This is a genomic window from Parasegetibacter sp. NRK P23 (assembly GCF_023721715.1).
In the GTDB taxonomy this organism is placed as follows: Bacteria; Bacteroidota; Bacteroidia; order Chitinophagales; family Chitinophagaceae; genus Parasegetibacter.
The window spans coordinates 1,292,470-1,319,003 of sequence record NZ_JAMDLG010000001.1 but is presented as its reverse complement, the minus strand read 5'-3'; the positions used below and the strand labels follow the sequence as shown (position 1 = coordinate 1,319,003).

Annotated in this window: 22 protein-coding genes; 12 read left to right on the top strand and 10 right to left on the bottom strand. The window is 48.0% G+C overall.

The genetic code is table 11. The features are described from left to right. Nucleotides 1-95: 95 nt before the first annotated feature. The 5 genes from M4J38_RS05295 (at nt 96) to M4J38_RS05275 (ending at nt 6,046) form a co-directional block, all read left to right on the top strand. Nucleotides 96-1,772 carry a GAF domain-containing protein gene (locus M4J38_RS05295; RefSeq protein ID WP_251758492.1) on the top strand — a complete coding sequence of 559 codons (1,677 nt, stop codon included), beginning with the start codon at nt 96-98 and terminating at the stop codon, nt 1,770-1,772. 158 nt (nt 1,773-1,930) lie between these two features. After that, nucleotides 1,931-2,572, top strand: a complete 642-nt coding sequence (locus M4J38_RS19800; protein WP_251758491.1) for a response regulator transcription factor — start codon at nt 1,931-1,933, stop codon at nt 2,570-2,572. Between the two features lie 323 nt (nt 2,573-2,895). Beyond that, nucleotides 2,896-4,743: an amidophosphoribosyltransferase gene (locus M4J38_RS05285; protein WP_251758490.1), complete on the top strand. Its 1,848-nt coding sequence runs from the start codon at nt 2,896-2,898 to the stop codon at nt 4,741-4,743. 167 nt (nt 4,744-4,910) lie between these two features. Then, nucleotides 4,911-5,486, top strand: coding sequence for a pentapeptide repeat-containing protein (locus M4J38_RS05280; protein WP_251758489.1), 576 nt, complete (start codon nt 4,911-4,913; stop codon nt 5,484-5,486). A 56-nt stretch (nt 5,487-5,542) separates the two neighbouring features. Beyond that, a complete protein-coding gene (locus tag M4J38_RS05275) occupies nt 5,543-6,046 on the top strand; it encodes a histidine phosphatase family protein (protein WP_251758488.1) in 504 nt (167 codons plus the stop codon). On the opposite strand, the gene M4J38_RS05270 is transcribed toward M4J38_RS05275, so the two are convergent. Then, nucleotides 6,024-6,929 (bottom strand): DMT family transporter, encoded by a 906-nt coding sequence (locus M4J38_RS05270; RefSeq protein WP_251758487.1) that lies wholly within the window; start codon nt 6,927-6,929, stop codon nt 6,024-6,026. The two genes, M4J38_RS05275 and M4J38_RS05270, sit on opposite strands and share 23 nt — an antisense overlap. Nucleotides 6,930-6,949: 20 nt before the next feature. After that, on the bottom strand, nt 6,950-8,014 hold the full coding sequence (locus M4J38_RS05265) for a glycosyltransferase (protein ID WP_251758486.1): 1,065 nt from the start codon (nt 8,012-8,014) through the stop codon (nt 6,950-6,952). Nucleotides 8,015-8,268: 254 nt separating this feature from the next. Between M4J38_RS05265 and M4J38_RS05260 the strand changes: the two genes are divergently transcribed. Then, nucleotides 8,269-8,517, top strand: coding sequence for a hypothetical protein (locus M4J38_RS05260; protein ID WP_251758485.1), 249 nt, complete (start codon nt 8,269-8,271; stop codon nt 8,515-8,517). Nucleotides 8,518-8,549: 32 nt separating this feature from the next. Here M4J38_RS05260 and M4J38_RS05255 read toward each other — a convergent pair whose 3' ends face one another. Next, nucleotides 8,550-9,809 carry a pyridoxal phosphate-dependent aminotransferase gene (locus M4J38_RS05255; RefSeq protein WP_251758484.1) on the bottom strand — a complete coding sequence of 420 codons (1,260 nt, stop codon included), beginning with the start codon at nt 9,807-9,809 and terminating at the stop codon, nt 8,550-8,552. 114 nt (nt 9,810-9,923) lie between these two features. Further along, nucleotides 9,924-13,061, bottom strand: coding sequence for a hypothetical protein (locus M4J38_RS05250; protein ID WP_251758483.1), 3,138 nt, complete (start codon nt 13,059-13,061; stop codon nt 9,924-9,926). A 135-nt stretch (nt 13,062-13,196) separates the two neighbouring features. Here M4J38_RS05250 and M4J38_RS05245 point away from each other — a divergent pair, with 135 nt between their 5' ends. Beyond that, complete coding sequence (locus M4J38_RS05245) at nt 13,197-13,820, top strand: YceI family protein (protein ID WP_251758482.1); 624 nt, start codon at nt 13,197-13,199, stop codon at nt 13,818-13,820. Between the two features lie 70 nt (nt 13,821-13,890). On the opposite strand, the gene M4J38_RS05240 is transcribed toward M4J38_RS05245, so the two are convergent. From M4J38_RS05240 to msrB, 6 genes are all read right to left on the bottom strand, one after another. Next, nucleotides 13,891-15,342, bottom strand: a complete 1,452-nt coding sequence (locus M4J38_RS05240) for a COG3014 family protein (RefSeq protein WP_251758481.1) — start codon at nt 15,340-15,342, stop codon at nt 13,891-13,893. A 20-nt stretch (nt 15,343-15,362) separates the two neighbouring features. Next, complete coding sequence (locus M4J38_RS05235) at nt 15,363-15,947, bottom strand: penicillin-binding protein activator LpoB (protein WP_251758480.1); 585 nt, start codon at nt 15,945-15,947, stop codon at nt 15,363-15,365. A gap of 69 nt (nt 15,948-16,016) precedes the next feature. Continuing rightward, on the bottom strand, nt 16,017-16,436 hold the full coding sequence (locus tag M4J38_RS05230; RefSeq protein ID WP_251758479.1) for a hypothetical protein: 420 nt from the start codon (nt 16,434-16,436) through the stop codon (nt 16,017-16,019). 111 nt (nt 16,437-16,547) lie between these two features. Further along, complete coding sequence (locus tag M4J38_RS05225) at nt 16,548-16,976, bottom strand: hypothetical protein (RefSeq protein WP_251758478.1); 429 nt, start codon at nt 16,974-16,976, stop codon at nt 16,548-16,550. A gap of 204 nt (nt 16,977-17,180) precedes the next feature. Next, a complete protein-coding gene (locus tag M4J38_RS05220; protein WP_251758477.1) occupies nt 17,181-17,582 on the bottom strand; it encodes a hypothetical protein in 402 nt (133 codons plus the stop codon). A gap of 341 nt (nt 17,583-17,923) precedes the next feature. Continuing rightward, nucleotides 17,924-18,448, bottom strand: a complete 525-nt coding sequence (msrB, locus tag M4J38_RS05215; protein ID WP_251758476.1) for a peptide-methionine (R)-S-oxide reductase MsrB — start codon at nt 18,446-18,448, stop codon at nt 17,924-17,926. 252 nt (nt 18,449-18,700) lie between these two features. Between msrB and M4J38_RS05210 the strand changes: the two genes are divergently transcribed. The 5 genes from M4J38_RS05210 (at nt 18,701) to M4J38_RS05190 (ending at nt 26,516) form a co-directional block, all read left to right on the top strand. Next, complete coding sequence (locus tag M4J38_RS05210) at nt 18,701-19,288, top strand: adenylate kinase (RefSeq protein WP_251758475.1); 588 nt, start codon at nt 18,701-18,703, stop codon at nt 19,286-19,288. A gap of 485 nt (nt 19,289-19,773) precedes the next feature. Next, nucleotides 19,774-21,825 carry a phenylacetic acid degradation bifunctional protein PaaZ gene (gene paaZ, locus M4J38_RS05205; RefSeq protein WP_251758474.1) on the top strand — a complete coding sequence of 684 codons (2,052 nt, stop codon included), beginning with the start codon at nt 19,774-19,776 and terminating at the stop codon, nt 21,823-21,825. Nucleotides 21,826-21,867: 42 nt separating this feature from the next. After that, nucleotides 21,868-22,650, top strand: coding sequence for an enoyl-CoA hydratase/isomerase family protein (locus M4J38_RS05200; protein ID WP_251758473.1), 783 nt, complete (start codon nt 21,868-21,870; stop codon nt 22,648-22,650). A 466-nt stretch (nt 22,651-23,116) separates the two neighbouring features. Then, nucleotides 23,117-25,318 carry a TonB-dependent siderophore receptor gene (locus tag M4J38_RS05195; protein ID WP_251758472.1) on the top strand — a complete coding sequence of 734 codons (2,202 nt, stop codon included), beginning with the start codon at nt 23,117-23,119 and terminating at the stop codon, nt 25,316-25,318. A 13-nt stretch (nt 25,319-25,331) separates the two neighbouring features. Continuing rightward, nucleotides 25,332-26,516, top strand: a complete 1,185-nt coding sequence (locus tag M4J38_RS05190; protein WP_251758471.1) for a PepSY domain-containing protein — start codon at nt 25,332-25,334, stop codon at nt 26,514-26,516. Nucleotides 26,517-26,534: the final 18 nt, after the last annotated feature.

The window sequence follows — 26,534 nt, the reverse complement described above, 5'->3', positions numbered from 1 at the left end:
CCTTGAAAATAGTGTATTAACCATCTCTTATCCATTGGTGTCCAGCCCCTGAAAGCGTACTTTTAAAACCTTCATTGTTATGGTTACCTATGGATATGAACCGCCATACACGTGCAAAAAAAACAGCTACCAACCTGTACGACGGGGGCAATGCCGCTTCCGAAAGCGCCTATATAGGTGAGGCCAGTGTGAAAACAAGACAGTTGGAAATGCTGGTTGACCTGGAGAGGAAAGTGCTGGAACACAATGCGATTTTCACCCATGCCTTAAAAGATACAATTGACCTGATGCTTGCCGGGCTGGAGCAAATCATGCCAGGAACAAAAGGTTCCGTGTTGTTACTTGACCACGAGACCAACGCTATCGCCGGACTTTCGGCGCCTAATTTACCGCCTGCCTATTGCGCCACGATCGAAGGCCTGAAGATTGGCCCATCTGTTGGTTCCTGCGGTACCGCCATGTTTACAAGGCAAGTGGTAATTGTGGAGGATATCGCCACAAGTCCGTTATGGGCTCACTATAAGGATGCAGCGCTTTCCCATAACCTGCGCGCCTGCTGGTCGGTCCCGCTTTTGGGCGTTGGTAACCGGGTGATCGGGAGTTTTGCCATATATTACTCGGAGCCAAAATCGCCTACCGGAGAAGAAATGGAAATCGTTGGCCGGATAGCGCGGATCGTCAGGATTATAATAGACAACAAACTCGCCGAAGAAAAGATACATTGGTCGAACACCCGGTACGACCTTATTACAAGCGCCACCAATGATATGATCTGGGACTGGGATCTGGAGAAGAATACAGTTTACAGGAATAGAAAAGGACTTGAAAAAGTGTTCGGCATTACAGATAACAACATGCTTACCTCCGAAAAATGGTTCAAAAGAGTACACAAAGAAGATGTTTCTGCCGTAAAGGAACAAATGGATATTATTTTCAGGGACAAGTCGATTGACAGTTTTGATATGCAATACCGGTTCAAAACGGATGACGGAACATACAATCACGTGCACGACAGGGGGTATGTGATCCGAGATGAGGAAGGTAAAGTGGTGCGTTTTATCGGGGCCGCGCAAAATATTAATGAGCGGAAAAGGCTGGAGCAGGAATTGTTGGAACAGGAGGTAAACAAGCAACGGCTTATCGCGAAAGCGACCATTGAAGGGCAGGAAAACGAGCGCCTGGAAATAGGGCGGGAGTTGCACGACAACATCAACCAGGTACTTACTACTTCAAAACTGTTGCTGGATCTTGCCATATCTGATCCATCAAATGCCACGGCAATGATGGAGAAAAGCAGGCAGAACATCGTTCAGGCCATCAACGAGATCAGGAAAATATCAAAGGCGCTGGTGCCGCCGTCCATCAGCGACCTGGGGTTAAAGGCCTCTATCCTGGAGCTCACGGATACGATAAGCCTGAGCACGGGGTTACTGATCGACTTCAAATGCAAGGGAAGGTCCGAGGTGCTTTCGCCGGGGCAGAAACTCACTTTTTTCCGCATCATACAGGAGCAGCTCAATAACGTTGTACGGCATGCCGACGCATCTAATGTAACTATCCTTCTTCACGTAAAACCCTCCCTGGCGGAACTGGAAGTTACGGACGACGGAAAGGGCTTTCACCTGAAAAAGACCGCTAGGGGACTGGGACTTAAAAACATGAGCAACCGCGCGGAAATTTTCGGCGGCAAAGTAACTATTGACAGCGCACCCGGAAAGGGATGTCGCCTTTATGTAAGTTTACCTTTACTTAAACCCGGGAAAAAACAATAATATGTAGGGGTTAATACTTATTGAACCATCAGTTTAACAACTAGCACCGCGAAAATTCGTAAAAGCCCCTTTCTTTTAAGGTATATTCATTAGATTTTAGAGGGGTAATCCAGCGAACAATAACCAATATACCTTTGTAAAACCCTTATTCCCCAACTGTGAACAAAATTCAGATACAAATTGCCGACGATCATAAACTGATCCGCGAAACATGGTCGTACGTGCTTGGTCTTGACGACCGCCTTGAAGTGGTGGCCCAAAGCCGCGAAGGCGGAGAGGCCATTAAAGACGCCGTGCGGGTGAAACCGGACGTGATCCTGATGGACATCAATATGGCGCCCGTTTCAGGACTGGATGCCACACGAGACATTCTTCAGCAACTTCCCGATGTGAAGATCATCGGCGTGTCCATGCACTCCCAACCCGCCTACGCCAAACAAATGATGAAGATTGGCGCGAAAGGCTATGTTACCAAGAACTCTTCCCGCGAGGAAATGATTGAAGCTATCCTGGCCGTTTACAACGGGCAGAAATTCGTTTGTGACGAGATCAAGAACATTATTTCACAGCAGATACTCGGGGAGGAAGACGAGGCGCCCGGCATCTCTTCACTTTCTGAAAGAGAAATCCAGATCATCAAACACATCAAAGAAGGTATGTCTTCCAAAGAGATTGCCGTCATCCTCGATATCTCCATAAAAACAGTGGAGGCGCACCGCCATAATATCCTCAAAAAACTGAACCTGAAGAACACGGCGGCGCTCATCAATTTTATCAATAACGCTACGCTTCCCGTATAGAAGTAAACCCTTATTGAGCCATCAGTTATACGCTTAACCCCCTGAATTTAAGGGCAAAATATAGTGTGAACAGAAATGTAATGCGCATCTTTGTACAACAATAACGTATTTCAATCCGTAACCTATAGGAACAAAAGAAATCCTAATCCTGACCGAAAAACAGAATTACAACCTACAAGGTCCAATGCCTTTTGAGAAATTGCCCCTCCTATGAAAACAGAGGGGTTTTTCTTTTTTACTTTCCCGCCGCTTTCATTCTCTTAACAAAATCACTGCACCTTTTTGCAGAAAATCACCGTACCTTTGCGGCCTATTTCCCCATCATGAGTGACGCTATAAAACACGAATGTGGACTCGCCTACATTCGTTTACGTAAGCCATTTTCGTATTACCAGGAAAAGTATGGTACAGTTCTGTATGGATTAAATAAGTTGTACCTGCTTATGGAAAAGCAGCACAACCGGGGCCAGGACGGGGCGGGCATCGCCACCGTAAAGCTGGATACCACACCCGGAACGCCGTTTCTCCACAGGATGAGAAGCAACGCCAACCAGCCTATCGCTGATATCTTCGCCAGAATAGGCGCGGAAATGAAAGAGCTGGAACGCTATCAGCCCGATATCAGGCAGCACACGGAGATTATGAAAGGCCACGTGGATTCGCTCGGTGAACTGATGATCGGCCACCTCCGCTACGGCACACAGGGAAAGAACAACATTGAATTTTGCCATCCCTTTATCAAAAGACATACGATTCCCGCACGCAACCTCGCGTTGGCCGGGAATTTTAATTTGGTGAACACCGAAGAACTTTTCTCACTCGTGAACATCGATCCGGGAGAGTTCCAACGCCAGAGTGACCTCGCGGCCATGATGGAAGTGATCCACCATTTTCTGGAGCAGGCTGATGAACAAAGTCCTAATGCGCCTGATGTGATAGGCGCGCTCAAAAAAGCGGTGCCGCTTTTCGATGGCGGATTTACCGTGGGCGGACTAATCGGCAACGGAGAATCCTTCGTGTTCCGCGACGCGAACGGCATTCGCCCGGCTTATTATTACATCAGTGAAGACCTGGTGGTGGCCGCTTCTGAAAGAGCCGCTATCCGCACCGCATTCAATGTGGGAGAAAATGAAGTGCAGGAACTGATGCCCGGACAGGCGCTCCACGTGAACAACAAAGGCGATATCGTGATCGACCAGGTGGTGGCGCCCAAAGAAAGAAAGGCTTGCAGTTTCGAAAGGATTTACTTTTCACGCGGCAACGACGAAAAAATTTATAAAGAAAGGTCCACGCTGGGTTACAACCTCCGGAAACCGATCCTGGAACTGATCCAGTATGACCTGAAAAATACCATCTTCTCCTTCATTCCCAATACCGCGGAAGTAGCCTTCTATGGCCTCCTCAAGGGAATGGAAGATTACCTGAACGAAATCAAGATCCAGCGGATCCTTGCCTGGGGTAAGGATTTTACCGAAGAGCAACTCGCTGAAATGGTGAACCGCCGTGTGCGCATCGAGAAACTCGCCATCAAGGACGTGAAAATGCGCACCTTCATTACCGAAGACAGCAGCAGGAACGAAATGGTGCAGCACGTGTACGACATTACTTACGGCACCGTGCGCAAAGGCGTGGATACCCTGGTGGTGATCGATGATTCCATCGTAAGGGGAACCACACTGAAAGAAAGCATCATCCGCATGCTCTCCCGGTTGGAACCGAAAAAGATCATCGTGGTGTCCTCCGCCCCGCAGATCAGGTATCCCGATTGCTATGGCATCGATATGAGTAAGCTTGGAGATTTCGTGGCTTTCCAGGCCGCTATTCAATTGCTCCGCGAAACAGGACAGGAAGAATTGTTACAGGATATTTATAAAAGATGTAAGGAACTGCAGCGCAACAACCAGCTCCACCTGGAGAACGTGGTGCAGCAGGTGTACAAGCCTTTCACGCCTGAACAGGTGTCGAAGAAAGTGGCGCAACTCATTACACCTCAGGGGCTGAACCTTCCCGTGGAAGTGGTGTTCCAGACCATCGAAAGCCTGCACGAGGCTTGTCCCACCAATACCGGCGACTGGTATTTTACCGGCAATTACCCGACAGAAGGAGGGAACAGAGTGGTGAACAAAGCTTTCCTGAATTATATGGAAGGAAGGAATGTTCGTGGTTACTAAAATGTTTCTTTGACATAGATCAAGAGGAAAGTTCATTTGTGGCAGGCATTTTGTTGCACTTGCGAAGGAAACCAGCATACAGATATAATTTTCCTATGTCAGACCGCCATCTTACAAACTTAGGGAGAAGTTGACCGCTTCTCCCTTTTTCATGCAAAGCCGTTATTATGGAGAAATTTGTGGAGGACCAGGTGTTCACCGACATTGATTTCACAACAAGCCCGCTGGCCGCAGCCACTTTTGATGGCTGCACCTTTACCAAGTGTGATTTCTCCAGCCTGATACTGGGGTCACGTACATTTTCTTCCTGCGTATTCACCGATTGCAACTTCAGCCTTGTACAGCCCGGCAATACTTCTTTCCAGGAGGCGGTATTCAAAGGATGCAAGATGCTGGGGATGCGGTTCGATCAGTGTAATGACTTCGGCCTCTCTTTCAGTTTCGAACAATGTCAGTTAAACCACAGCACTTTCCATGGTAAAAAACTGAAGAAGATGGTCTTCAGGGAATGCCAGTTACAGGAGGCTGATTTCTCCGGTTGCGACCTTACGGCTGCCGTATTTGAGCAATGTGACCTTCATCTGGCGCTGTTTGAGCAAACGTTGTTGGAGAAGGCCGATCTTCGCACCGCTTACAATTACGCCATTGATCCCACCGTGAATCGGATCAAAAAAGCAAAATTCTCCCTCACTGGCGTACCCGGTTTGCTGCATAAGTTCGATATTGTTATCGAAAACAAATGAGAGGCAACCCCGGAGGAATATAGTTTCCGCCGCCGCAAATTTCAATCACACATCCCATGGAGCGCACCATCATCCTTATACGACACGCCAAAAGCAGTTGGGCCGACCCGGACACGAGCGATTTCGACCGTCCGCTCAACGAGCGCGGTAAGCGCGATGTTCCCATGATGGCCGCCCGTTTACTCAACAGGGGCATTCATCCCGAGCTCCTCGTAAGCAGTACCGCGAAACGTGCAGCTACTACAGCCAAAGGGTTCGCTGCCGTGCTGAATTATCCTGAAAAAGCCATCGCGTGGAAGCCTGAACTCTATCTTCCCGAACCGGATATTTTCACGCAGGTGCTCACACAACTTCCCGACACCGCAACCACCATCGCGCTCTTCTCCCATAATCCCGGCATCACTTATTTCGCCAACAGGTTTTCAGGCGTGAACATCGACAATATGCCCACCTGTAGCATGGTTGCCGCCAAAACAAACATACTTTCCTGGAAGGATTTTGAAGAACGCTCCACGAAGTTCTGGTTTTTTGATGCGCCTAAGCATCCGTTTTTTTCCTGAAAGTCGCCAGAAAAACACCGGTAAATATGAGTAAAGCGGACAGTATCTTGTAAGGAGTAAGCGCCTCTCCCATAAAGATCATGGCGATGAGGGCGGCAAATACCGGTTGAGAATAAATGTATGATCCGGTAACGGAGGCGCCGAGGTACCGCACGCCGTACATATTAAAAAGATATGCCAGGAAAGTTGCGCCCACCACGATGAACGACAATGCGGCCCAGGCTTTCGGGGTCAGCGCGGTCCAATCGGTATGCGAGAAATCGTTCCATCCGATGGGGATGATGAACAAGGCGCCGAACGTGAATATCCAACGGATGATCTTTACCGGGGAATAGGCTTCCATTAAGGGCTTCACCAACACAAGATAGAACGCGTACGACGCGGCGTTCAGGAACACGAGCAGGTCGCCGAGCAATATGTCTGAGCCGGAGGCGGAATTGTCTTTCTGCAACACCAGCACCACCGCGCCCGAAATACCCAATGCCAGCCCAAGTAGTTTCAGGAATGTAACGCGCTCCTTCAGCAGCCAGGCGGCGATCACGGTAATGAGGATCGGGGTGCTGAGCATCAGCAAAGAAGCGTGGATAGGACTGGTTAGCGATACCCCTTTAATATAGAAGATCTGGTTGATGGCCACGCCCGTCAGTGCGCAGGTGATGAAGCGTGGGATATGTTTTTTCTGAATGCCGGGATCGGTTGGTTTAAAGAGAAAAAGCAGCCAGAAAAGGAGCAGGCTCACCGCGATTCTTACCACATTCAGCGAAAGTGGCTGGATGAATGCGGGCGTAATGATCTTTACGATGCTGAAAGTAGCGCCGAAAATGAGGTTCGCCGCTATAACAGCCAGGTGCGCCATCAGGGTTCCCTTCTCTTTTTGCAACATGGCGCAAATATACGGCACGATCAATTCAGCATCAGACTATTCACCCATTGTTGCAATATCGTTTCCCATCTGGAAGATAAATGGATGGAACCGGTGTTTTCACGATAAAATGTTTCCGCTTTTTGAACCGCGTCCTGCAAGTGAAAATCTTTCTGTGAGGTGCTGTAAAACAACCCTTGTTCCGAAAGGTGTCTGGCGAGGTATTCCTGTTCGGTTTGGCCGGGTGTGGGAACGAATAGTGCTTTCTTTCCGAGCGAAGCGAGGTCCATCACTGTAGTATAGCCGCTGCGCGCCACCACCATTTCCGATGCGGCAAGGAAGGAAGAAAGTGCGGTACTGTCGGCGAAATCCACCACATGCAGTTGTCCTTCTTTTACGATATGGTCACTCCCGTTTGCAATACCTCTTACCAGGAGCATTTCCCCCTGCAGCCGGGCAGATTGCCGCCTCACCATTTCTTCGAATATACTTCGCTGTGGTTCCGGACCGGAGAGGAGGAAAAGAAACCTGTATAATGGTTGATTTGTATTTAATTGTTTCAACCGTGTTAGAGGACCACCATATATTGCGGGTACAGGTAACTTCCGTTCCGGATGAGCAAGTGTTCCGGCAAGCGATGGCGCCTCTTCGTTATCGGGTATCCATATCTGTTGGAACCGGCTGATCAGGTGTAAGTTCATCCTGGTGGCCAGTGCATCCACCGGTCCACCAAAAAGTGTTTTCAACGAGAGCTGATGGGTGATAAAAACGGAAGGTATTTTGGAATGATAACATCCAAAGCGGTTGTCGGAGATGATGCCATGCACCTGCCGCTTTTCCGCAAAAGCGCGAATGATTTCCCTTTCTTCTTTGATTTTTGTCAATATTTTCGGCATTCGCCCCAAAAATCGCCACCCCATAGCGTTGTTTCCATGCCCGTAACGGATACCATAAGAAGGCAGCAACAGGTGCTCGGTGCCGGGAAATTCCCGTTGAAAAACCTTTTCCGTTTCAGTTGTTCCGGCGGTAATTACTTCACAACCAATACTTTTGAGTATGGTAATCAGGGGGATGCACCTGGTGGTATGCCCTAAACCCCAGTCCATTGGCGCCACAAGGATTACGGGTTTGTAAGCGGAAACATGTAAAGAAGAAATATTTGGCAATTCTAACGAAATATATATCTTAGAAAATAGTTTACTTTGAAAAACCGAATTTATGACTAAAATGAACCGGTTGCTCCTTGGGGTGTTATTGATTAGTAGCATATCTGTAATGTCCTCCTGTTCCGCGAGCAAAAAGAGCAGCTGCGGTTGTAATGTCAGAAAGGGCATGGTTGGATATTAAATTCTAATGGTGTATGAGAGCTCCGAACCGAGATTTGCTTGTTCTAGTGAAAGATGAATACATGAACGAACAGGCCATCGAACATGAGGTGGAAAAACTGAATGAGATGCTGTATGATGCAGAATCCATTGACAGTTTTTGTGTCGCGCATGAAGTGATCGACATGAACAGGTATAAGATTGTGGAGAAGCCGCACCAGATCAGGAACATTATTCAGAAAAGAGACTTCAAGGCATTTGAGTTCATCTTCAATAAAAATTAAAAAGTAAGGGCCGTGAGAACGGCCCTTTTTTATTACTTCAGTTTTTGCAGCGCTTGTTTCAGCTTTTCCAGCATCGCTGGTATTTCTTCTTTTTTACAGGTGCCCACACTTAGCCTGTACCAGGGCGCACTTCCGGTACCGAAGAACTGGAACGGCACCAAAGCCAGTTTCGCCTCGTTCAATATATAAGCCGTAACATCCTGTTGGGTGTTCAGTTCAAGGCCATCGGCGGTGGTTTTACCCACGAGGTTGATTTGAACCGTAAGGTATATGGCGGCTTGCGGTGCGATGGCATCTACGGGAAAACCTTGTTGTTTAAGATCAGCGAATCCTTTATAGATACCTGTAAGCCGTTCTTCCAACTCTTTTTTAAAGTGTTCTAGGTAAGCGTCCACTGCTTCCGGTTGGTTCAGGAAAGCCGCGGTGGCTTTCTGCTCCGCCATCGGGCTCCACGCGCCTACGTGCGAAAGGATGGATTTCATTTTTGCGATCACAGGTGCGGGTCCCAGCGACCAGCCCACCCTTACGCCTGTGGCCGCGAATGCCTTGGAGACGCCGTCCACGAATATGGTGCAGTCTTTCAGTTCGGGGCGCAGGGAAACTGGGTTGTAATGTTGGGTATCACCGTAAGTAAGTGTCCAGTACATCTGGTCGAACATGATGTACAATTTTTTATCGGATGGGCCCCTGCGTTTGTTTTCCGCTATCACGAGGTCGCATATTTTTTCAAGCGCATCTTTAGAGAACGTGGTGCCGGTAGGGTTTTGCGGAGAACAAAGCGCGATCAGCGTGGCGCCTTCAATATGTGGCGCGATATCTTCCGCTGTGGGCATGAAGTTGTTTTCCGGCTTCGCCTGGATAATGCAATGCACGCCTTCATTGAAGTGCACGTAGTGGTTATTGTTCCAGGACGGTACGGCGTAAATGATCTTGTCGCCCTTATCTACAATGGCCCGGTAAAGCGTATAGATCAGCGGACGGCCGCCGGCCGCAACGAGAATTTCATTGTCTGCGTAATCAATTCCTTCTTTCCTTCGTATGAAATCACCGATGGCACGACGCAGGTCGGCTTCACCATCCGCCGCGGGGTAATTGGTGAGGTGCTTTTTGTAGGCGTTATGAATTTCTTCTTCCAGGACCTGTGGTATCGGGAAGATATTCGGGTCAAAATCACCGATGGTGAAATTGTAGATGTTCTCGCCCTGTTTCATTTTTTCCCGGATATCTCCGGCCAGCTTCACAATTTCTGATCCGATCAGTGTTTCAGCCAGATGGCTCAAAGTAGGTTGCATCAAAGTGTTTTTAGTTCGGTTAGGCGCAAAAAAGCGCGCCGGGCAATTTACATATTACCGGCGCGCTTCAAAAGAAAAAATGGATGTATAGGCTGTTTCGCTGGATGATCCCGGTTATCGGAAGAACCTGGGTTTACCGCTTTCCACCAGTGCCTGGTAAGCTTTTAATGGTCCGCTGGCCCATGCGTTAACTTTCTTTACCCATGCCGCTATTTTCAGTTCCGCTTCTACCACTTGTTGTTCTTCGTAAGCGCCGGGTGCCAATGGCCGGGCGGTGATCGCCTGGTTGGCTTCTGAAAGTTCGCTCATAATGGTTACCTGCGGCACATTGCCGTAGCCTTGTCGTTCACGTTGCACGCCATTCAGTTCTTCCCGGAAGGCTTTGATGTCGGCCGCCAGTTTCTTTCCTGCCGCAACGATAGAGTCAGCTACCGCGGTACGTTGTCCTGCGAAGGCCGCTTCCACTTTTTTCATGCTTTCTTCAGCGGCGGTCAGTTTTTCCATACCCGCCGAAAGGGAGTCGCCAGATTTCCGCAGCCTCGTGAGCATGGCGCGTTGTGCGAGTTTCACTTCGTTCCTGTTTCCTAACCGTGGATCGTCCAACAGGTTAATGGTGGTGGAATCTTTTGATCCGGCATATTCCAAAACGAGTTTGTAGGTTCCCGGAAGTGCTTGCCAGCCGCCGGGTTCAGCATTTCTTCCGCCACCCATTGCTCCTCCACGTCCGCCACCTCTGCCGGCAAATCCGCCGGGTGCACGGAATCCACGCTCTTCCATGCCCCAGTACCGCCTGTTCAGTCCGGAATCGGCGTCCCAGCTCAGGCTGCGGATGCGTTCGTTCTGCGCATTGTAAATGCTTACACGCACCATCGAATCTGCTTTTTCTTTCTTCGGAATATAATAGGAGATGGCCGCTCCGCGGGGACGGTTCTCGGCATCGTACAATCCCATCGTGCTCCATTCGTAGCCCGGCGCGTTTCTGAACTGCGCCTGTATGGCATCAGGTGCCGCGAATACTTTGAGGGCGGAAGCCGGGGACTTTCCTTTGCCCTGTGCCAGTCCACGCAAGGGCCTGATGTCATCAAGTACCCATAAAGCCCTTCCGAAGGTAGCGATCACCAGGTCGGCCTCTCTTTCCTGGATCGCAAGGTCGTAGGTAGATACAGAAGGATAGCCGTTCTTCCATTGGGAGAAAGTAGCGCCGCCATCCAGGCTCACCCAAAGCCCCTGTTCCGTACCCACGAAAACCAGGTTGGGTTCCACAGGATCCTGCAAGACCGTGAGCGCGTATCCGGTAACTTTTTTCTCATCTACAATGCGTGTCCATGTTTTGCCGTAATCCGTGGTGCGGAAAACATAGGGCTTCATGTCGCCGCGGCGGTAATCGTTGGCCACCACCCATGCTTCGCCCGCATTGTGCCTGGAGGCTCTGATCTGCGGTATCCAGCTTCCTGTGGGCATACCCGCTATTTTGTTTCTGAAATTCGTCCAGGTTTTACCACCATCGCGCGTAAGTTGAACATTGCCATCATCGGTACCCACCCACAACACCTCTTTCTCTTTGAAAGAAGGGGCGATGCAGATGATGGTATTGTAGTTTTCAGCGCTGGTGATGTCGAGGGAAAGACCACCGTTCTCACTCTGGTCCTGTTGTTGTTTATTGTTGGTGGTGAGGTCCGGAGAAATCACGGTCCAGGTGGCACCTTTGTTGGTGCTTTTATGGAGCAGCTGGCTTCCGAAATAAATTGTTTTGGGATCGAACGGATCCTGTGCTATGGCGGCGTTCCAGTTGAAACGCAGCACGGTGTTGGTATCCGGGGAAAGGGGTTTGATGTTCCAGCGTTCGCCTGTGGGGATATGGTACCTGCCCACGCTGCCGCCCTGGCTCATGGCGTACACCCAGTTGGGATCTTCCGCGTCGGGCATCATATCGAACCCGTCGCCACCCCATATACTTTGCCAATAGTAGTTTTTAATGCCGCCATTGATCCAGGTATAGGCCGGGCCGTGCCAGGAGCCATTGTCCTGCATGCCGCCCATTACATTGTAGGGCATTTGATTGTCTACTGCGATATGGTAGAATTGTCCTACGGGAAGTTTTTCATCGAACTGCCAGGATTTTCCGCGGTCGCGGGAAATGCCGATGCCCCCGTCGTTGCCGTCCAGTACGAAGTTTCCGTTATTGGGATTGATCCAGAAAGCGTGGTGATCGGGGTGAATTCCGCTGTAGGGCAGCACCGTACTGAAGGATTTGCCCCCGTCTTCGCTCACGGCTACCTGTTGGTAGATGAGCCAGAGCCTGTTCTCGTTCTGCGGATCACAGAATATTTCCTGGAAGTAAAATGGGCGGTTGGTGACCCATTGCGGGTCGCTGTTCACGAGGGTCCAGTGTTTTCCGCCGTCATCGGTCTGGTACAAACCATTTTTTGTGGCTTCCACCAGGGCGTAAATGCGGTTGGGGTTGCTCCGTGAAATGGTAAGGCCAATCCTGCCGTAATCTCCTTCGGGTAATCCGTGTTCTTTTCCCAGTTTCTCCCATGTTTTTCCACCGTCGAAGGTGAGGTAAAGACCACTGCCTTTACCGCCGCTTTTAAAACTGTAGGGCGTACGGAAATGTTGCCACATGGCCACCAGTAACTTATTGGGGTTGGATGGGTCCATCACCATATCGCCTACGCCTGAGCTGTCGTTGGTATAGAGGATTTTATTCCAGGTGGTACCGCCGTCGGTTGTTTTGAATACGCCCCGTTCGGGGTGCGCTGCAAACGGGTTGCCGATGGCGCCCGCATACACGGTATTGGGCGACTGCGGATCAATCAGTACCCGGTGGATGTTCCTGGTTTTTTCCAGGCCCATACACTTCCAGGTATTGCCCCCGTCAAGGGTTTTGTAGATGCCTTCTCCCAGGCTCACGGAATTCCGGGGGTTACCCTCGCCCGTGCCCACCCATACTACCGAAGGATTGTTTTGCTGAATGGCTAAGGAGCCGATGTTGAGGATGGGCTGATCGTCGAAGACCGGCGTCCAGGCCGCACCACCGGAGGTGGTTTTCCAAACCCCGCCCGAAGCGGCGCCCACATAAATGGTGTTGGGGTCGGAAGCGAGTGCATCGATGGTGGTGATACGACCACTCATTCCTGCCGGGCCGATGTTTCTCGGTTTCCAGCTTTTCATGGCCGCAGGTGAAACCTGTTGCGCCTGCGCGCCGGCAAATAGGAAAACAAGGGCCACAGAATGGCGCAAATTTCTCATGTGTTTGGTTTTTGATCTGAAAGAAGGTACAATTTAAATTAAATTCATCCATCCCGCAAAGGTTCCCATCGATTAACGTCTAAACACCAACATCTTAGTTTTTATAGTAATTTGCCCACAAATCAACAATTGAACATGAACAAACACCTTAAAGTAGCTACTTCACTGCTGATCGCAGGGGTTGCCGTTTCCTCTTTCGTGGCCGGTCCCGTTGTTCCCGCAAAAAAAGTTCAGACAACAGCATCTGCCCAGACACCTATCGTTTGGAAACTGGACAAGTCCCATTCCGGCGTGAAATTCACCGTTACCCACCTGCTGGTTTCAGAAGTGGATGGTAACTTCAAAACGTTCGACGGCACTTTCGAACACACCAAAGAAGATTTCTCCGACGCGAAGATCACCTTCACCATCGACGCGGCTTCCGCCAACACCAACAATGAAGGACGCGACAACCACCTCAAAAAAGCTGATTTCTTCGACGTGGAAAAATACCCCACCATCAAATTTGTAAGTACTTCCTTCAAGCCCGCCGGTGGAAAGAAGTACACGCTGACCGGTCAACTGACTGTTAAAGACGTTACCAAAACAGTAACGTTCGATGTTACCTACAATGGACAAAACAGTACCGCCCGCGGCGTAAAAGCCGGCTTCAAAGCGACTACCACCATCGACCGCACTGAATACAACATCAAAGGCGGCGGTGCCGCTGTAGGAGATGATGTGGATGTGACCGTGAACATCGCGCTCGCAAAAGCTTAATCGCTGACGACATAAAACAAAAATGGGGCATACCGGAAGGCGTGCCCCATTTTTATTTGTAATTATCTTATCAGAACCTGAAGTTTCTTACCTGTAATCCGCCAGAACCTTCTATTTCCAGTACTTTCGGCGAGGCATATCCTTTTTGCCCGATACTTAATTTGTTGGGGCCTTTCTGCAAAGGAATCCTGGTGTATTCAATAAATGCGGGGAGGCTTTGCCAGTTACGGGTGTCGGCTTTTTCCGAGGCAAGGGCCAGCGCCTGGAAAAGCAAGCCTACTGCGGCGCCCACGGCTTCGGCGTTCTCTTCTTTTTTGTTTTCATCTTTTTTCTTGCTGTTGCTTTTGGCGATGGATTCACTAGCGGCCCGTGCACCACTTTCCGCGAGTTTCTTAATGGCCAGTCGTGTGAGCGCGGCAGTTATATCCTTTAACCTGCGTTCTTTCATCGTTTCTATAGCCACGGCATTGATGTTCTGCACCATTTCCGGCTGATAACCCTGCTCGTTCAGAGAGATGACTCCATTCGATGGCGTGGAACTGGTTACCATGTATTTCGGCAGTGCCACACGGAAAGTGCGCAGGTCGCCGATGTCAGTGCTGTTGTTGTTGTAACGCGCCACATCAAAAGGAATATTGAACGCACCTGTCGGATCCGTAAAAAAGAAAGCGCCTCCCGCTCCTTTCACGAGGGAAAAGAACAGGTTCTCTTCTTCTTTCACGGGAGCCCGGCCACTTTCCATGAACACCACCAATGCGCCGCCTTCCGGAGCTTTGGAGGGATCATATGTCATGCCGAACATTTTTTCAAAACGTTCCTGCTCAGTGGTGAAACCATTGGCGTGCGCGGTTCTTAGTAAATCTTCCTTTAGTTGCTGCGGGATGGTGACGCCGTACCAGGTGCTGTCTTTCTGCGTGAGGTAAGTTTCCACGGCATTCCGGTAGGAGATGAACGCGTTGTTCATGTCTCCGGCTGATTCATAGATGATACCCTGGAGGTTCAGTGAAAAAGCGTCTCTGCTGTAGCGGTTCTCTTTTTCATTGGTCTGATCCATCTGGTCGTTGGTGGCCAGCGAAATACGGCGGGCTTCCACCAGCGCTTCTTCGGTTCTGCCAAGATAGGTGTAGTTCAGGGCCTTGTAATAATGCAGCATGAAACGTTCGAAAGGTTCGCCGCGATAAGTTTGCATCATCGGGTTAAGGATCGTTCCTTTGGTAACATCGGCGGCATCTTTGTACCGGATTTCCGCGATGCGGTCCGCTTCATTGAGGAAGCGGTTGCTACTGTCGTAGAGTCCCATCAGGTGGGCCATACGGCCTTTTTCGGCATAATACAGGAACAGGTTCCTGGGTTTTTGCAGAAACTTAATATCATCCAGTGTTCGGAAGGCGTTGTTGAAACGGCCGGCTTCCATCTGTGAATAATACTTTTGTATTTTCTGGTTGTAACTCCCGCAGGAAAACAAGAAAGGTACCAACACCAGGAGTGCCGGTACCCTTGCTATCGTAAATAACAATCGCATGGGAAATGCTTTTGCGGGCGTTAATTTTTCACGTATTTGGCGATCTTCTTATCGCCAATCCACACTACTTCGTTGGTTTCAATATTGGTGAGCTCAAGGTTCACCTGGTAGTACACCACTTTCTTTCTTTTGTGGGAATCCACGATGGAGTTGATGGAGCCTTGCAGGATATAATCCGCACCGTTCTCCAGGCCGAATTTCTTCATGGTAGAAGCTGACGCGTTGGTTTGCTGGTCGGCTTTTTCAGCGCGCAGTTCTTCCCTTTTCTTTCCGCCCTGCACCAGGCCCACTTTATTGCTGCTGATGAAACTTCTTTCCACATCTTTCACGAAGGTTTCGGCTTCAATATGTTCGTGGCTCTTGTTCTGTACCATACCTACAATCACAACGGGTTTCTTTCCTTTGGCCTGCATGTGGTTGGTGACCCAATCGGCACGGAGTACATCTCCGGTCATTTCTTCTGCGGTGAGCCTTGAATCGGTATTGTTCCAGCGGCCGCTGAGGTCAATCTGTTCTGAACTGTCGATACGGGTTACGTTCCTGCTGCAGGAAACGAAAGAGAGTGCTGAAGTAGCGAGCAATGTTGCGTAAAGAAAATTTTTCATGAGCTGTACAATTAAGGATCTGGGTTCAATTAACTGAACGTATAATTAAATGTTGATTTGAAATTTAGCTTATCTGAACATCCAATGCCAGAAGAATGGGGATCCGATGGTGCCCCAGGTTACCGGGTTGTTCCAGGAGTTACGGTAAGGCCGGTAGTAGTAATTGTTGAAACGGTTTCCACGGAAATAGTAATCATCGTAGTAACGGTTGTTCCAATTGTCGTAATTGTTCCACCTTATTCTTTCCAGCCTTCTTTGTTGCCGGAACTCACGGCGTTCTTCCCGCGCTTCTGCTTTATCAGCGAGGAAATCAATCGCCTTATAGGTATTTTGAGCCGTAGTAGACTGGTAACTATTCAACGAGTCGGCCAGCTTCATGTATTTATCACGACTTTGAGCGAAGTTGGGATTCTGATCGGGCGCAAGGTTTTGGGCCATTGTCAGGGCGCCGGAACAAACCAGGAGTGCAGTGAGTAAAATACGGTTCATGATGAATGTATTTTGGTGATTAAGGATAGGACCAAAATTAATTCAAAGGTTACAATAGTTTCGTTAAATAAAGGCTTTTAAAGGTTAGTGAAGCGTTTTTAACAATGCCTTTCATTTGTTTGCCTGGTTTCCTGGGGAAACCTTTATGTTGTAAGAACGGGTTTTGCGGGGCATATTAAAATCCTGTATTACATTGTGGAAGGGGTTGCTCGTATCCTTTGCATTCATATAAATTACCATCTGGTCAATAACGCCAATATCACTTTGTCTTTGAAGCATTAATGCTTCTCTTTTAGTAGAATAATAAAAAACATCATAAAACTCAGGGAGAATATCATCTTCATAAACGCCTACCAGTGCAAAATCGAGGTAGTTGGCCGGTAACTTACGCCGGGCTTCAAGGTTTTTATCCTGACTAATTCTCTTACAGGTGTATATCAGATTTTTATTTCTATTTGGAGAACACAGGAGTATTAAACTGTCATTTTTGACTTGTTGTAAACACTGTAGTTTTTTTCCATTTCGTGCGCGCGCACCCATGTTTTTTCATCAGTATCCATGAAATAATACCCTCGAACATATTGGAACCGATATTCTCCGTGGGGCATTATTGGCTCAGATTTTTTAGCACCACATGTAACAAATAGAAGAGCAAGAATAAGGTTACAGAGGATTTTCATAGAATCGCCTTTGAAGTTGAGCAACGTTTGATGCCCTTCTTTTAATTTTATTGAGCTTGAAAAATTAATTCCTCATGATCCCGTGCGCAACGCCCTGAACGTAAAGCTCAGCGTTTGGAAATGGTAAATTTAATTGCATCCAATATCCTGCTAAACTTGGATCGGACAAGTCTACATTAATATTTGAAGGGGAGGATAAGATCGCATTCATATTAATTGTATAATCAGTTGGAGAATTTGCGACATAACTTATAGTCCAACCTCCTGATGCAGTACCTCCTACATTAACACCAGCCGCATCGAATCCTGCTGAAAACTCCATATCCACAGTTGCCGATTTGGCCATTGTCCTTTCTTCCATAAAATGAGCATAGGCTCCAGCTTCACAGGTGCCTGATGTTGTTCCCTGAGAAAATCCCGTATAAGCACAAACATAGTTGCTTATGGTGCCCAGCTTAGTATACATAGATACTGGGGTTAATGTTGCGGTTAAAAGGTGAAGGTGTACCAGCCTTTATTTCGGCTAAAGTTCTTTTGTCAGTAGTGATACTTATAATTTGGGGAGAAGTCTCAGAAAGATTTTGTTCAGGGGCACGTTGAGCACCAGACTGTTTTTTACATGCTGAAAAGATGTAGAATAAACCGATAAGATAGAGGTATACGCTTTTTTGCATAAGAAAGGTTTAAGGTTAAATATCGAGTGAATGCTAATTCTAAATTAGCCAAGCACAAGCTTACTTATTTATTTGATAAGAAGCAAATAAAAAGCCTATTACAGGGAGTAATAAGCTTTTATTTAAACATGAACTATTTCTTCTTTTCAAAATCCAATATCACACCGTTAATACAATAACGCAAACCCGTAGGCGGGGGACCATCTTCAAATACATGCCCCAGGTGAGCCTTGCAACGTCCGCATTGTACTTCCGTCCGCACCATTCCGTGAGAATGATCCGGGGTGTAAATGATAGAACCTTTGCTCACCGGCTCATAAAAACTTGGCCAGCCGCAGCCGCTTTCAAATTTGGTATCGCTTTTAAAAAGCGCGTTTCCGCAGGCGCGGCAATAATATGTGCCAATCTCTTTGGAGGTTTCGTATTTACTGGTAAAGGGCCTTTCCGTTCCCTTCATCCTGGCGATCTGGAACACATCGGTTGGAAGGACTTTTTTCCATTCTTCTTCGGTCATTTCAACTTTTGAGGAATCTGTGCGGGAATAGGACGCTATCTTTTTTTCTTCTGATTGCATGGTGGAATCTTTTTTGGGCTTTTGCTGGGAATACGAACATTGTGCGAACAACAAAGGTACCAGCATTAAGGTGGTGAATTTCATTCCTGTAAATTTAAACAATGATAACAAACATACGGAAGGGTGGTTCGGAGAGATGTTGCAAAGAAACTTCTTTAACAGAACCTTGAAATCAGCAGTTGAATTTGAAAAATATCAAACAAATCCAGTGATTTTTAGAGTAATGAGCAAGGCCGTTTGATTTTCTGATGGTTTATGCAACTATAAAACTAAAAATGTAACCTTTTTTTAATCAAGTTCGGGTATATTTGTCCACTCAATCTGCAAGTTAAAAACATGTTCAATTTAATTCTATTCGGCCCTCCGGGCAGTGGCAAGGGAACGCAGTCTGAAAACCTGATAAAGAAGTACGGGTTAAAACACCTGTCTACAGGGGATATCCTGCGCAGTGAAATTGCGGGACAAACGGCGCTTGGACTGGAAGCGAAAAGTTTCATGGACAAAGGACAACTCGTTCCGGACGAAGTGGTGATCGGTATGATCAGTTCCGCCCTGGAAGCGAATCCTGAAGCAGCCGGCTTTTTATTTGATGGTTTCCCCCGCACCACAGCACAGGCTGAAGCGCTGGATAAGTTGCTTTCGCTCAAAAAAACAGAGATCGCCGTGGTGCTCGCCCTGGAAGTGTCTGAGGAAGAACTCGTGAAACGCCTGCTGAACAGGGGAAAAACCTCTGGAAGAAGCGACGATACCAGTGAAGAAATCGTACGTGCGAGAATTGTGGAATACCACGCGAAAACTTCCGCCGTAGCCGACTACTACCGCCAATTTGATAAGGTGGAATCCATTAAAGGTGAAGGCTCTGTGGACGAAATCTTCGATGCACTTTGCAAACAAATAGATGTCAGAATGGAAGAGGCCATCTGATCATTTTATACATTACTTAAAAAGCGTATCGTTACCGATGCGTTTTTTTTATGCCTGTATTCTCCCGATAGCCAACTCCTATTCCCTTAAAAAGTGCTTCCTTTCTAATCAAGGGGCTGCGTCGTAGCGCCGTCGCGAGCAATAAATCACAAGCCACACAACATGCGCTTTCCAGAAAAGCCTCCGTGAAATCACCCTTAATTCAACGGGGAAAAAACCGAACACCGCGTAAAATATTACGGCGTACCACACCGGAAAACAACGTCGGTGGCACCGACCACCCGGAATTTCTCCCCATTCCTCCGGTTTAACAAAATCCGGCATACACCGTTTTAACACCCCCTTCCCCACCGAAAAACACCCTCCTGTATTTTGTCATTCCGGGAAATGCTACTTTCGGGTTGGTGAAGAAAGTCGCGGGGTTGATGGAACAGATATCACCATCAAACCCGGGAAGGAGTATATTTAAGAAGAAAATTTGCCGTATGATTATTCAGAATTATGTTTCAGGGAAATGGATACCCGGTGAAGACCAGGGCCAGCCACTTTTTAATGCTGTGGATGGAACCTTGATAGGGCACGCCTCTACAAAAGGAGTGGATATGAATGCCGTTTTACAATATGCCCGTTCAAAAGGAAATACCGTGCTCCGCAAAATGAGTTTCCAGGAGCGGGGCAGAATGTTGAAAGCGCTTGCGGTCCATCTTCAGGAAAAAAAGGAGAAGTTTTACGAAGTAAGTTACAAAACAGGCGCTACCCGCGCCGATAGCTGGATCGATATCGAAGGTGGAATCGGGAACCTTTTCTCTTATGCTTCTTTAAGGAGAAAGTTGCCTGATCTTCCCTATTGTACCGATGGCGAAACCCATATGCTGGGTAAGGCCGGACAATTTTCCGCGCAGCACCTGCTTATTCCCAAAACCGGTGTGGCGGTGCACATCAATGCATTCAACTTCCCCGTGTGGGGCATGCTTGAAAAGATCGCCGTAAACCTGCTGGCCGGAATGCCCGCTGTTGTGAAACCCGCCACTGTTACCTGTTACCTCACCGAGGTGGTGGTTAAAGAGATCATTGCTTCGGGTATATTGCCTGATGGCGCCCTGCAATTGTTGTGTGGCAGCGCCGGTGACCTGCTCGATCACCTGGAGGCGCAGGATGTGGTCACCTTCACCGGATCCGCGGTTACAGGAGTGAAATTAAAATCGCATCCGCGCATACTTGCTGAGAATGTCCCCTTTAATATGGAAGCGGATTCCTTAAACTGTCTGGTACTTGGTGCTGATGCTACGCCCGGAACCCCGGAATGGGAACTCTTTGTAAAGGAGGTGCGGAAAGAAATGACGGCGAAGGCGGGTCAGAAATGTACGGCCATCCGAAGAATATTCGTTCCTGAAGCGCTGATGGAAGCCGCGTGGAAAGACATTGGCACCGCTTTACAGCAAACCACTATCGGCAACCCGTTGAATGAAAAAGTACGCATGGGTGCACTTGCCGGACAGGCGCAACGGGAGGAACTCAAACAGCAGGTACAAAAACTTTTGAAGCAGGCTGAACTGGTTTATGGAAACATGGAGGAAGTTACCGTGGTAGATGCTGATCCGCAAACTGGCGCTTTTGTAAGTCCTTTGTTATTAATGAACAGGACACCATTCCAGTCTCAAGCAATACATGAGGTGGAGGCTTTTGGACCGGTAAGTACCATTATGCCCTACAAAGCATTGCCCGATGCTATTGAACTGGCAAGGATGGGAAAGGGATCACTGGTCTGCTCTGTGGTCACGAATGACCCAGGGATCGCAACGGATTTTGTGGTGGGGGCGGGAACACACCATGGGAGGATATTGGTATTGAACCGGACCTGTGCCAAAGAAAGTACCGGTCATGGATCGCCATTACCGCTGCTGGTGCATGGAGGTCCGGGGCGTGCCGGGGGAGGAGAGGAAATGGGAGGATTGCGCGGTATCAGGCATTATATGCAGCGGGTGGCCGTGCAGGGCGCGCCGGAAATGCTGACGGCCATAACAGGAACTTATCAGCCCGGCAGTCCTGGTAAAGAAGATGAAAAGCACCCGTTCAGAAAATATTTCGAAGAACTGGAAATCGGAGACACACTGGTTACACACAAAAGAACAGTAACAGAAGCGGATATCGTGAACTTCGCGAATGTTAGCTGGGATCATTTTTATGCCCATACCGATCATACATCCCTGGAAGGAACTTTGTTTGAAAGGCCGGTGGCGCACGGCTATTTTATCCTGAGTGCCGCGGCCGGGTTATTTGTGGATGCGAAGAAAGGCCCGGTGATGTTGAATTATGGCTTAGAGGAATGCCGTTTTCTGAAGCCGGTTTATGCAGGAAGCACGATCGGTGTAAAACTAACCTGTAAAGAAAAACTAAGGCAGGAAAAAAAGGAACCTGGCGACACCGCCAGGGGCATCGTAAAATGGCTGGTGGAGGTGAATGATGAACTGAATGAGCCTGTGGCCATCGCAACCATTTTGACCATGGTAATGTTAAAAAATCAGGAAAGCTGGTAAATGATCCGGCGAATTTGTAAATTATTATCAAAATGGCAACCTATGATACAGACAATTCAGGACGGACATGTTAAGGTGGAAACCGAACACGGCATCACCACCATAGAATTTTATCATCCACAGGGAAACGCACTTCCTTCCAAAATTCTGCATGAACTGGCTGTGGCAGTTTCGGCTGCGGGAAGTGATGCCGGTACGAAAGTGATTATCCTCCGTTCGGAGGGAGAATCGGTATTCTGTTCCGGCGCTTCTTTTGACGAACTGGCGAATATCAGAAATGAAGAAGAGGGAAGAAGGTTTTTCACAGGGTTTGCGGAAGTGATCAATGCCATGCGCAAATGCCCCAAGTTCATCATTGGCCGCATACAGGGTAAGTGTGTGGGCGGAGGCGTAGGACTTGCGGCAGCCACCGACTATTGTATCGCCTGGAACAACGTGGATGTGAAACTGAGCGAACTGGCCGTAGGTATTGGCCCCTTCGTGGTGGGACCTGCGGTGGAAAGAAAAATAGGAACATCCGCCTTCAGCCAACTCGCGATTGATGCCACCCACTGGCGCAATGCAGAGTGGGCCAAACGAAAAGGCCTCTTCGCTGAAGTGCATGAAAGCATCGAAAATATGGATGAGTCAATTGCACGTTTGGCGAACACCTTATCCCATTCTTATCCGGAGGCTATGCGGGAGATGAAGAAAATCTTCTGGAAAGGAACCGAGCATTGGGATGAACTGCTGAAGGAGCGGGCGGCGATCAGCGGCAGACTTATCCTGAGCGAGTATAGTAAAATTGCTATTGAGAAGTTTAAAACTGCCGTCAAGGCAAGTTGATAAGCCTTTTTCTTAGATGAATTGCAAAGGAAACGCAAAAATTTTGAGATGAACGGAAAACTATTTCTTGATTTCCGATAAATATCTAATTTCATGACTCAATTAAGCAGTCATTTATAGGTTTTATAATCACGGAGCGGGGTTTCTACCCCGTTCTTCATTTGAAGCCTTTGGTTCTAATATTGAGTTTAAGAAAAACACTTTGTCCCGGATAGCCCTACAATGTGTACAAGTTGATTTTGATGGGTAGAGGTACGGCGTTTGTATTTCGGTATGCTGTTTAATAACCTTCTTCTTCTTAGAACAGCGAAATGCCTTTTACATAACTCAGCAAAACGCCGTTTTAAATAATCAGAGCAACAGCACTTCACATAAAATTTTCCCGATCTCGTAAAGGCATTTTCCCGATTCTGTAAAGCTTCCGGTAGAACTATGCGCAACTTCGCAGCCTGAAATGCTCCCCTGAATGAAAAAGCTGCTGCTTTCCCTGCTCACATCTTTGTTTTTTATAGACGTATCCGCGCAGAAAAAAGTGGATTCCGCCCAAACCAACGACCTCGTGGAAGTTGTTGTTCGTAGCGTAATCGACCTTGATGCGCGTAAAAATGCCGGTTCATCCAAACTCGTTTATACCAGTAAAGATTTTGAACGTTTCGAATTGACCACAATCGGGGATTATCTCCGCTCGCTGCCGGGTGTGGTAATGGACAAAGGAAACGAAGCTAAAGATGTAAAATTCAGAGGATTAGATAAAGAGTACACCCAAATACTCATAGATGAAGAAAGGATTCCGGACGGCGGCGAAAAAAGAGAGTTCCAGGTGGATCGGATTCCCCTGAACATGGTTGAGCGGATCGAAATTCTTCGCACACCCACCGCCAATATGGATGCGCAGGGGATGGCAGGCAGTATTAACATCGTTTTGAAGAAGGCCATGCCTCACCCGACCCTCCGCCTGAACGCCAGCCTGGGAAAAGTAGAAGAACATGGAACGGTTTACGACAGCTACCTGCAATATGGCAACGCAATCGGCAAAAACGCCAGCTTCCTGCTGAATGGCGGCTACCAGACCCGCGAGGCGCCAAAGGCAAAAACAAAGGAATCTTTCAAGAACGGTGTGCTGCAATCCGGTGAAGATGAAATGGAATTGAAAAAGTACAAAGAAGCCAACTTTGCTCCCCGGCTCAACTGGAACATCGCTCCGAAACACAGTTTCAACTTCGACCCCATGTTATTGTATTCACAGGAAGACAAAGGAGTTACAAAACCCGCCTATAAATATTCCGCGAATAAAATAGATACTACTTCCCAGGCCGACAACGAAGTAAAGGACCGCACCGGCTGGGCACTGCGGGCAACTTATACTTTCCGGCCTTCTGAAAAACATGTCTTCACTTTCCGCCCCATCTATCAGGCTTACGAAGAACAAAAAGATAAGACAGCCTTCAAATATAACAACAAAGGTGTGGAAACCGAGGCCACTACTGAAACAGAAGATAAATCGGACCGCGAATTCATCAACCGTGTTACCTACCAGTTTTTAGGGAACAAACACAGTGTCCAGGCCGCTATCGAAGCGGGTCAAAAGAAAAGGGAGCGTTCGAAAGCTAAAACAAAGAACGGCGCACCGGATAAAATTGGGGTAAAGGATTTGTATTTCGCCGAAGAGAACCGTGTAAACGCTTACCTGATGGATGAATTCTGGATCGCCCCGAAACATTTTATCACTCCGGCCATTCGTTGGGAGTACACCAATGGAAGCAACACTTCTTACTTCAAAGCTGATTCCGGAAACGATACCGCGGTTGCCAGAAGCAATAACTACAATACCCTGAATCCCTCGCTCAATTACCTCTACAACATTTCCAACAGCCTCAATTTCAGGTTGGGCATGGCCAGAACGGTACGCCGTCCCCAGTTCGACCAGCTTACACCTTTCCTTGAAGAAAAGAAGGGAACCATTGCTGAACCCGATAATGCCGGTAACCCCCTGCTGGAGCCGGAAACTTCTTTGGGTGGTGATGCCGGACTTGATTTCTTCTTCGGAAAAGAACAGAAACTGGGCGTATTTGGCGTGAATGCTTTTTATCGCGACGTGAACGACTATATGGAATCGCAGGTGAACCTGGATGCCGCAACGAACAGGTTTGTGTCTAAAACCATAAACGCGGGAGATGGAAAAGTATGGGGTTTTGAATTTGATGCGCGTTACGCCATCACTGTAAAAGGTGTGGGGCAGTTCATCCCGAAAGCGAATTACTCCATCCTCCGCTCGGAAGTGCTGGACAACAAAACAGGACAACTCCGGAAATTCAAGAACCAACCGGATTATGTTTACAACATCGGACTTGAATATGTGATGAACAACCGCCGTTTCAGTATCGGGGCCAATTTCAACAAAGTACCCATCAACCAGGAACCCACCACCAAAGATGATGGCAGCTACGAAGTAAAGGAGAATACGGATATCCAACGGCTCGATGTGTTCCTCAATTACACGGTGAACAGAAAATTAGCCGTGCGGCTTGCCGGGCAAAACCTGCTTACCCAAACCAAAGAAGTAAGGAAATCAGTATACAATACCGCCGGAGTACTCACCAGTTACGATGTGGAAAGAGAAAATTACGCTTCAACGCTGATGTTAAGTTTACAATGGAACTTCAGATAATAGGCGCATACCCATGAGCAATAAAAAGAAGAAAGGGCCCACGCCCGCGAAAATAATTTCTGGCAAGCTTCACCTTTGGTTGGGGCTTGCCAGTGGTCTTATTGTATTTATCGTGAGCATTACCGGGTGTATTTATGTTTTTGAAGAAGAAATCCGGGAGAAGATGCACAGGGAGGTTTTATTTGTAGAACCCCAGGCGGGAAAATCATTCATAACAGCGGATGCGGCACTTGCAGCGGTAACCACTGCTTTCCCTGGCGAAAAACTGAAGCAGCTCCGGGTGTACAGCGAGCCCGACAGGGCCTGGCAGGTACACCTTGAAAAAGAGATGGCGGTAGCCATCAATCCTTATTCAGGGGCAGTGATCAGTAGGTTCAGTCGCCACGACTGGCTGCATACCGTTGAAAAGATACATACCTCGTTGCTGCTCGGTGAAGTAGGGAAATGGATCATCCGGGTTAATATCCTGATTTTCCTCGTGCTGCTTATTTCAGGTATTGTGCTCTGGTTCCCGGGCAATAAGGCGCGGCGGAAGCAATCGTTTAAAGTGAAATGGAATGCCTCCGCTAAACGCGTGAACTATGATTTTCACAATGTGTTCGGCTTTTACAGTTCGCTTTTTTTGCTGGTGATAGTATTCACAGGCATGTGGTGGTCGTTCGATTGGGTGAAGCGTACCGTTTATTTTGTTACGGGCTCTCCTTATGAAAAGAAAAAGGAAGATGAGAAAAAAAGAATGGAACCCGGAATGATGATGGCTGGAAACAATGTGTTCTATTCACCTGTTCTGGCTTATCAGGAAGCTTCCGCAAAATATCCGGGAGCCACTGAGACGCATATTAATTTTCCCCAGAAGAAGGGGGAGCCCATCAAATTAAAACTGCACTACCCCTACAAATGGTACCGCAAAACAAATGATATCCAGGTAGATGCTGTTTCAGGAAAAGTGGTTCGTGAAAACCTGTATGCGAATTATTCTGCCGGCGATAAGTTCAAACACAGTAATTATGATTTGCATACCGGTCGCTTCTTTGGCATGGGGGGAAAAATATTCGCCTTCCTGCTGAGTTTACTTGCCGCAAGTATGCCCGTAACCGGTTTCGCGATCTGGTGGGTCAGGAAAAAGAAGAAGTCTCCGGCTAAAAAGCCTGTTCCTGCAAATAGCGCTATTCCTGCATTTCAACCTGCAGGCGCATAAAAAATCCCCGCCCAATAC

Coding starts and splice junctions, on each gene's coding strand:
- M4J38_RS05250 (WP_251758483.1), bottom strand. CDS start 13,061: ATGAGAAATTTGCGCCATTCTGTGGCCCTTGTTTTCCTATTTGCCGGC.
- M4J38_RS05280 (WP_251758489.1), top strand. CDS start 4,911: ATGGAGAAATTTGTGGAGGACCAGGTGTTCACCGACATTGATTTCACA.
- M4J38_RS05190 (WP_251758471.1), top strand. CDS start 25,332: ATGAGCAATAAAAAGAAGAAAGGGCCCACGCCCGCGAAAATAATTTCT.
- msrB (WP_251758476.1), bottom strand. CDS start 18,448: ATGAAATTCACCACCTTAATGCTGGTACCTTTGTTGTTCGCACAATGT.
- M4J38_RS05275 (WP_251758488.1), top strand. CDS start 5,543: ATGGAGCGCACCATCATCCTTATACGACACGCCAAAAGCAGTTGGGCC.
- M4J38_RS05240 (WP_251758481.1), bottom strand. CDS start 15,342: ATGCGATTGTTATTTACGATAGCAAGGGTACCGGCACTCCTGGTGTTG.
- M4J38_RS05285 (WP_251758490.1), top strand. CDS start 2,896: ATGAGTGACGCTATAAAACACGAATGTGGACTCGCCTACATTCGTTTA.
- M4J38_RS05295 (WP_251758492.1), top strand. CDS start 96: ATGAACCGCCATACACGTGCAAAAAAAACAGCTACCAACCTGTACGAC.
- M4J38_RS05255 (WP_251758484.1), bottom strand. CDS start 9,809: ATGCAACCTACTTTGAGCCATCTGGCTGAAACACTGATCGGATCAGAA.
- paaZ (WP_251758474.1), top strand. CDS start 19,774: ATGATTATTCAGAATTATGTTTCAGGGAAATGGATACCCGGTGAAGAC.
- M4J38_RS05225 (WP_251758478.1), bottom strand. CDS start 16,976: ATGGGTGCGCGCGCACGAAATGGAAAAAAACTACAGTGTTTACAACAA.
- M4J38_RS05245 (WP_251758482.1), top strand. CDS start 13,197: ATGAACAAACACCTTAAAGTAGCTACTTCACTGCTGATCGCAGGGGTT.
- M4J38_RS05235 (WP_251758480.1), bottom strand. CDS start 15,947: ATGAAAAATTTTCTTTACGCAACATTGCTCGCTACTTCAGCACTCTCT.
- M4J38_RS05270 (WP_251758487.1), bottom strand. CDS start 6,929: ATGTTGCAAAAAGAGAAGGGAACCCTGATGGCGCACCTGGCTGTTATA.
- M4J38_RS05230 (WP_251758479.1), bottom strand. CDS start 16,436: ATGAACCGTATTTTACTCACTGCACTCCTGGTTTGTTCCGGCGCCCTG.
- M4J38_RS05200 (WP_251758473.1), top strand. CDS start 21,868: ATGATACAGACAATTCAGGACGGACATGTTAAGGTGGAAACCGAACAC.
- M4J38_RS05210 (WP_251758475.1), top strand. CDS start 18,701: ATGTTCAATTTAATTCTATTCGGCCCTCCGGGCAGTGGCAAGGGAACG.
- M4J38_RS05195 (WP_251758472.1), top strand. CDS start 23,117: ATGAAAAAGCTGCTGCTTTCCCTGCTCACATCTTTGTTTTTTATAGAC.
- M4J38_RS05265 (WP_251758486.1), bottom strand. CDS start 8,014: ATGGACTGGGGTTTAGGGCATACCACCAGGTGCATCCCCCTGATTACC.
- M4J38_RS05220 (WP_251758477.1), bottom strand. CDS start 17,582: ATGTATACTAAGCTGGGCACCATAAGCAACTATGTTTGTGCTTATACG.
- M4J38_RS05260 (WP_251758485.1), top strand. CDS start 8,269: ATGAGAGCTCCGAACCGAGATTTGCTTGTTCTAGTGAAAGATGAATAC.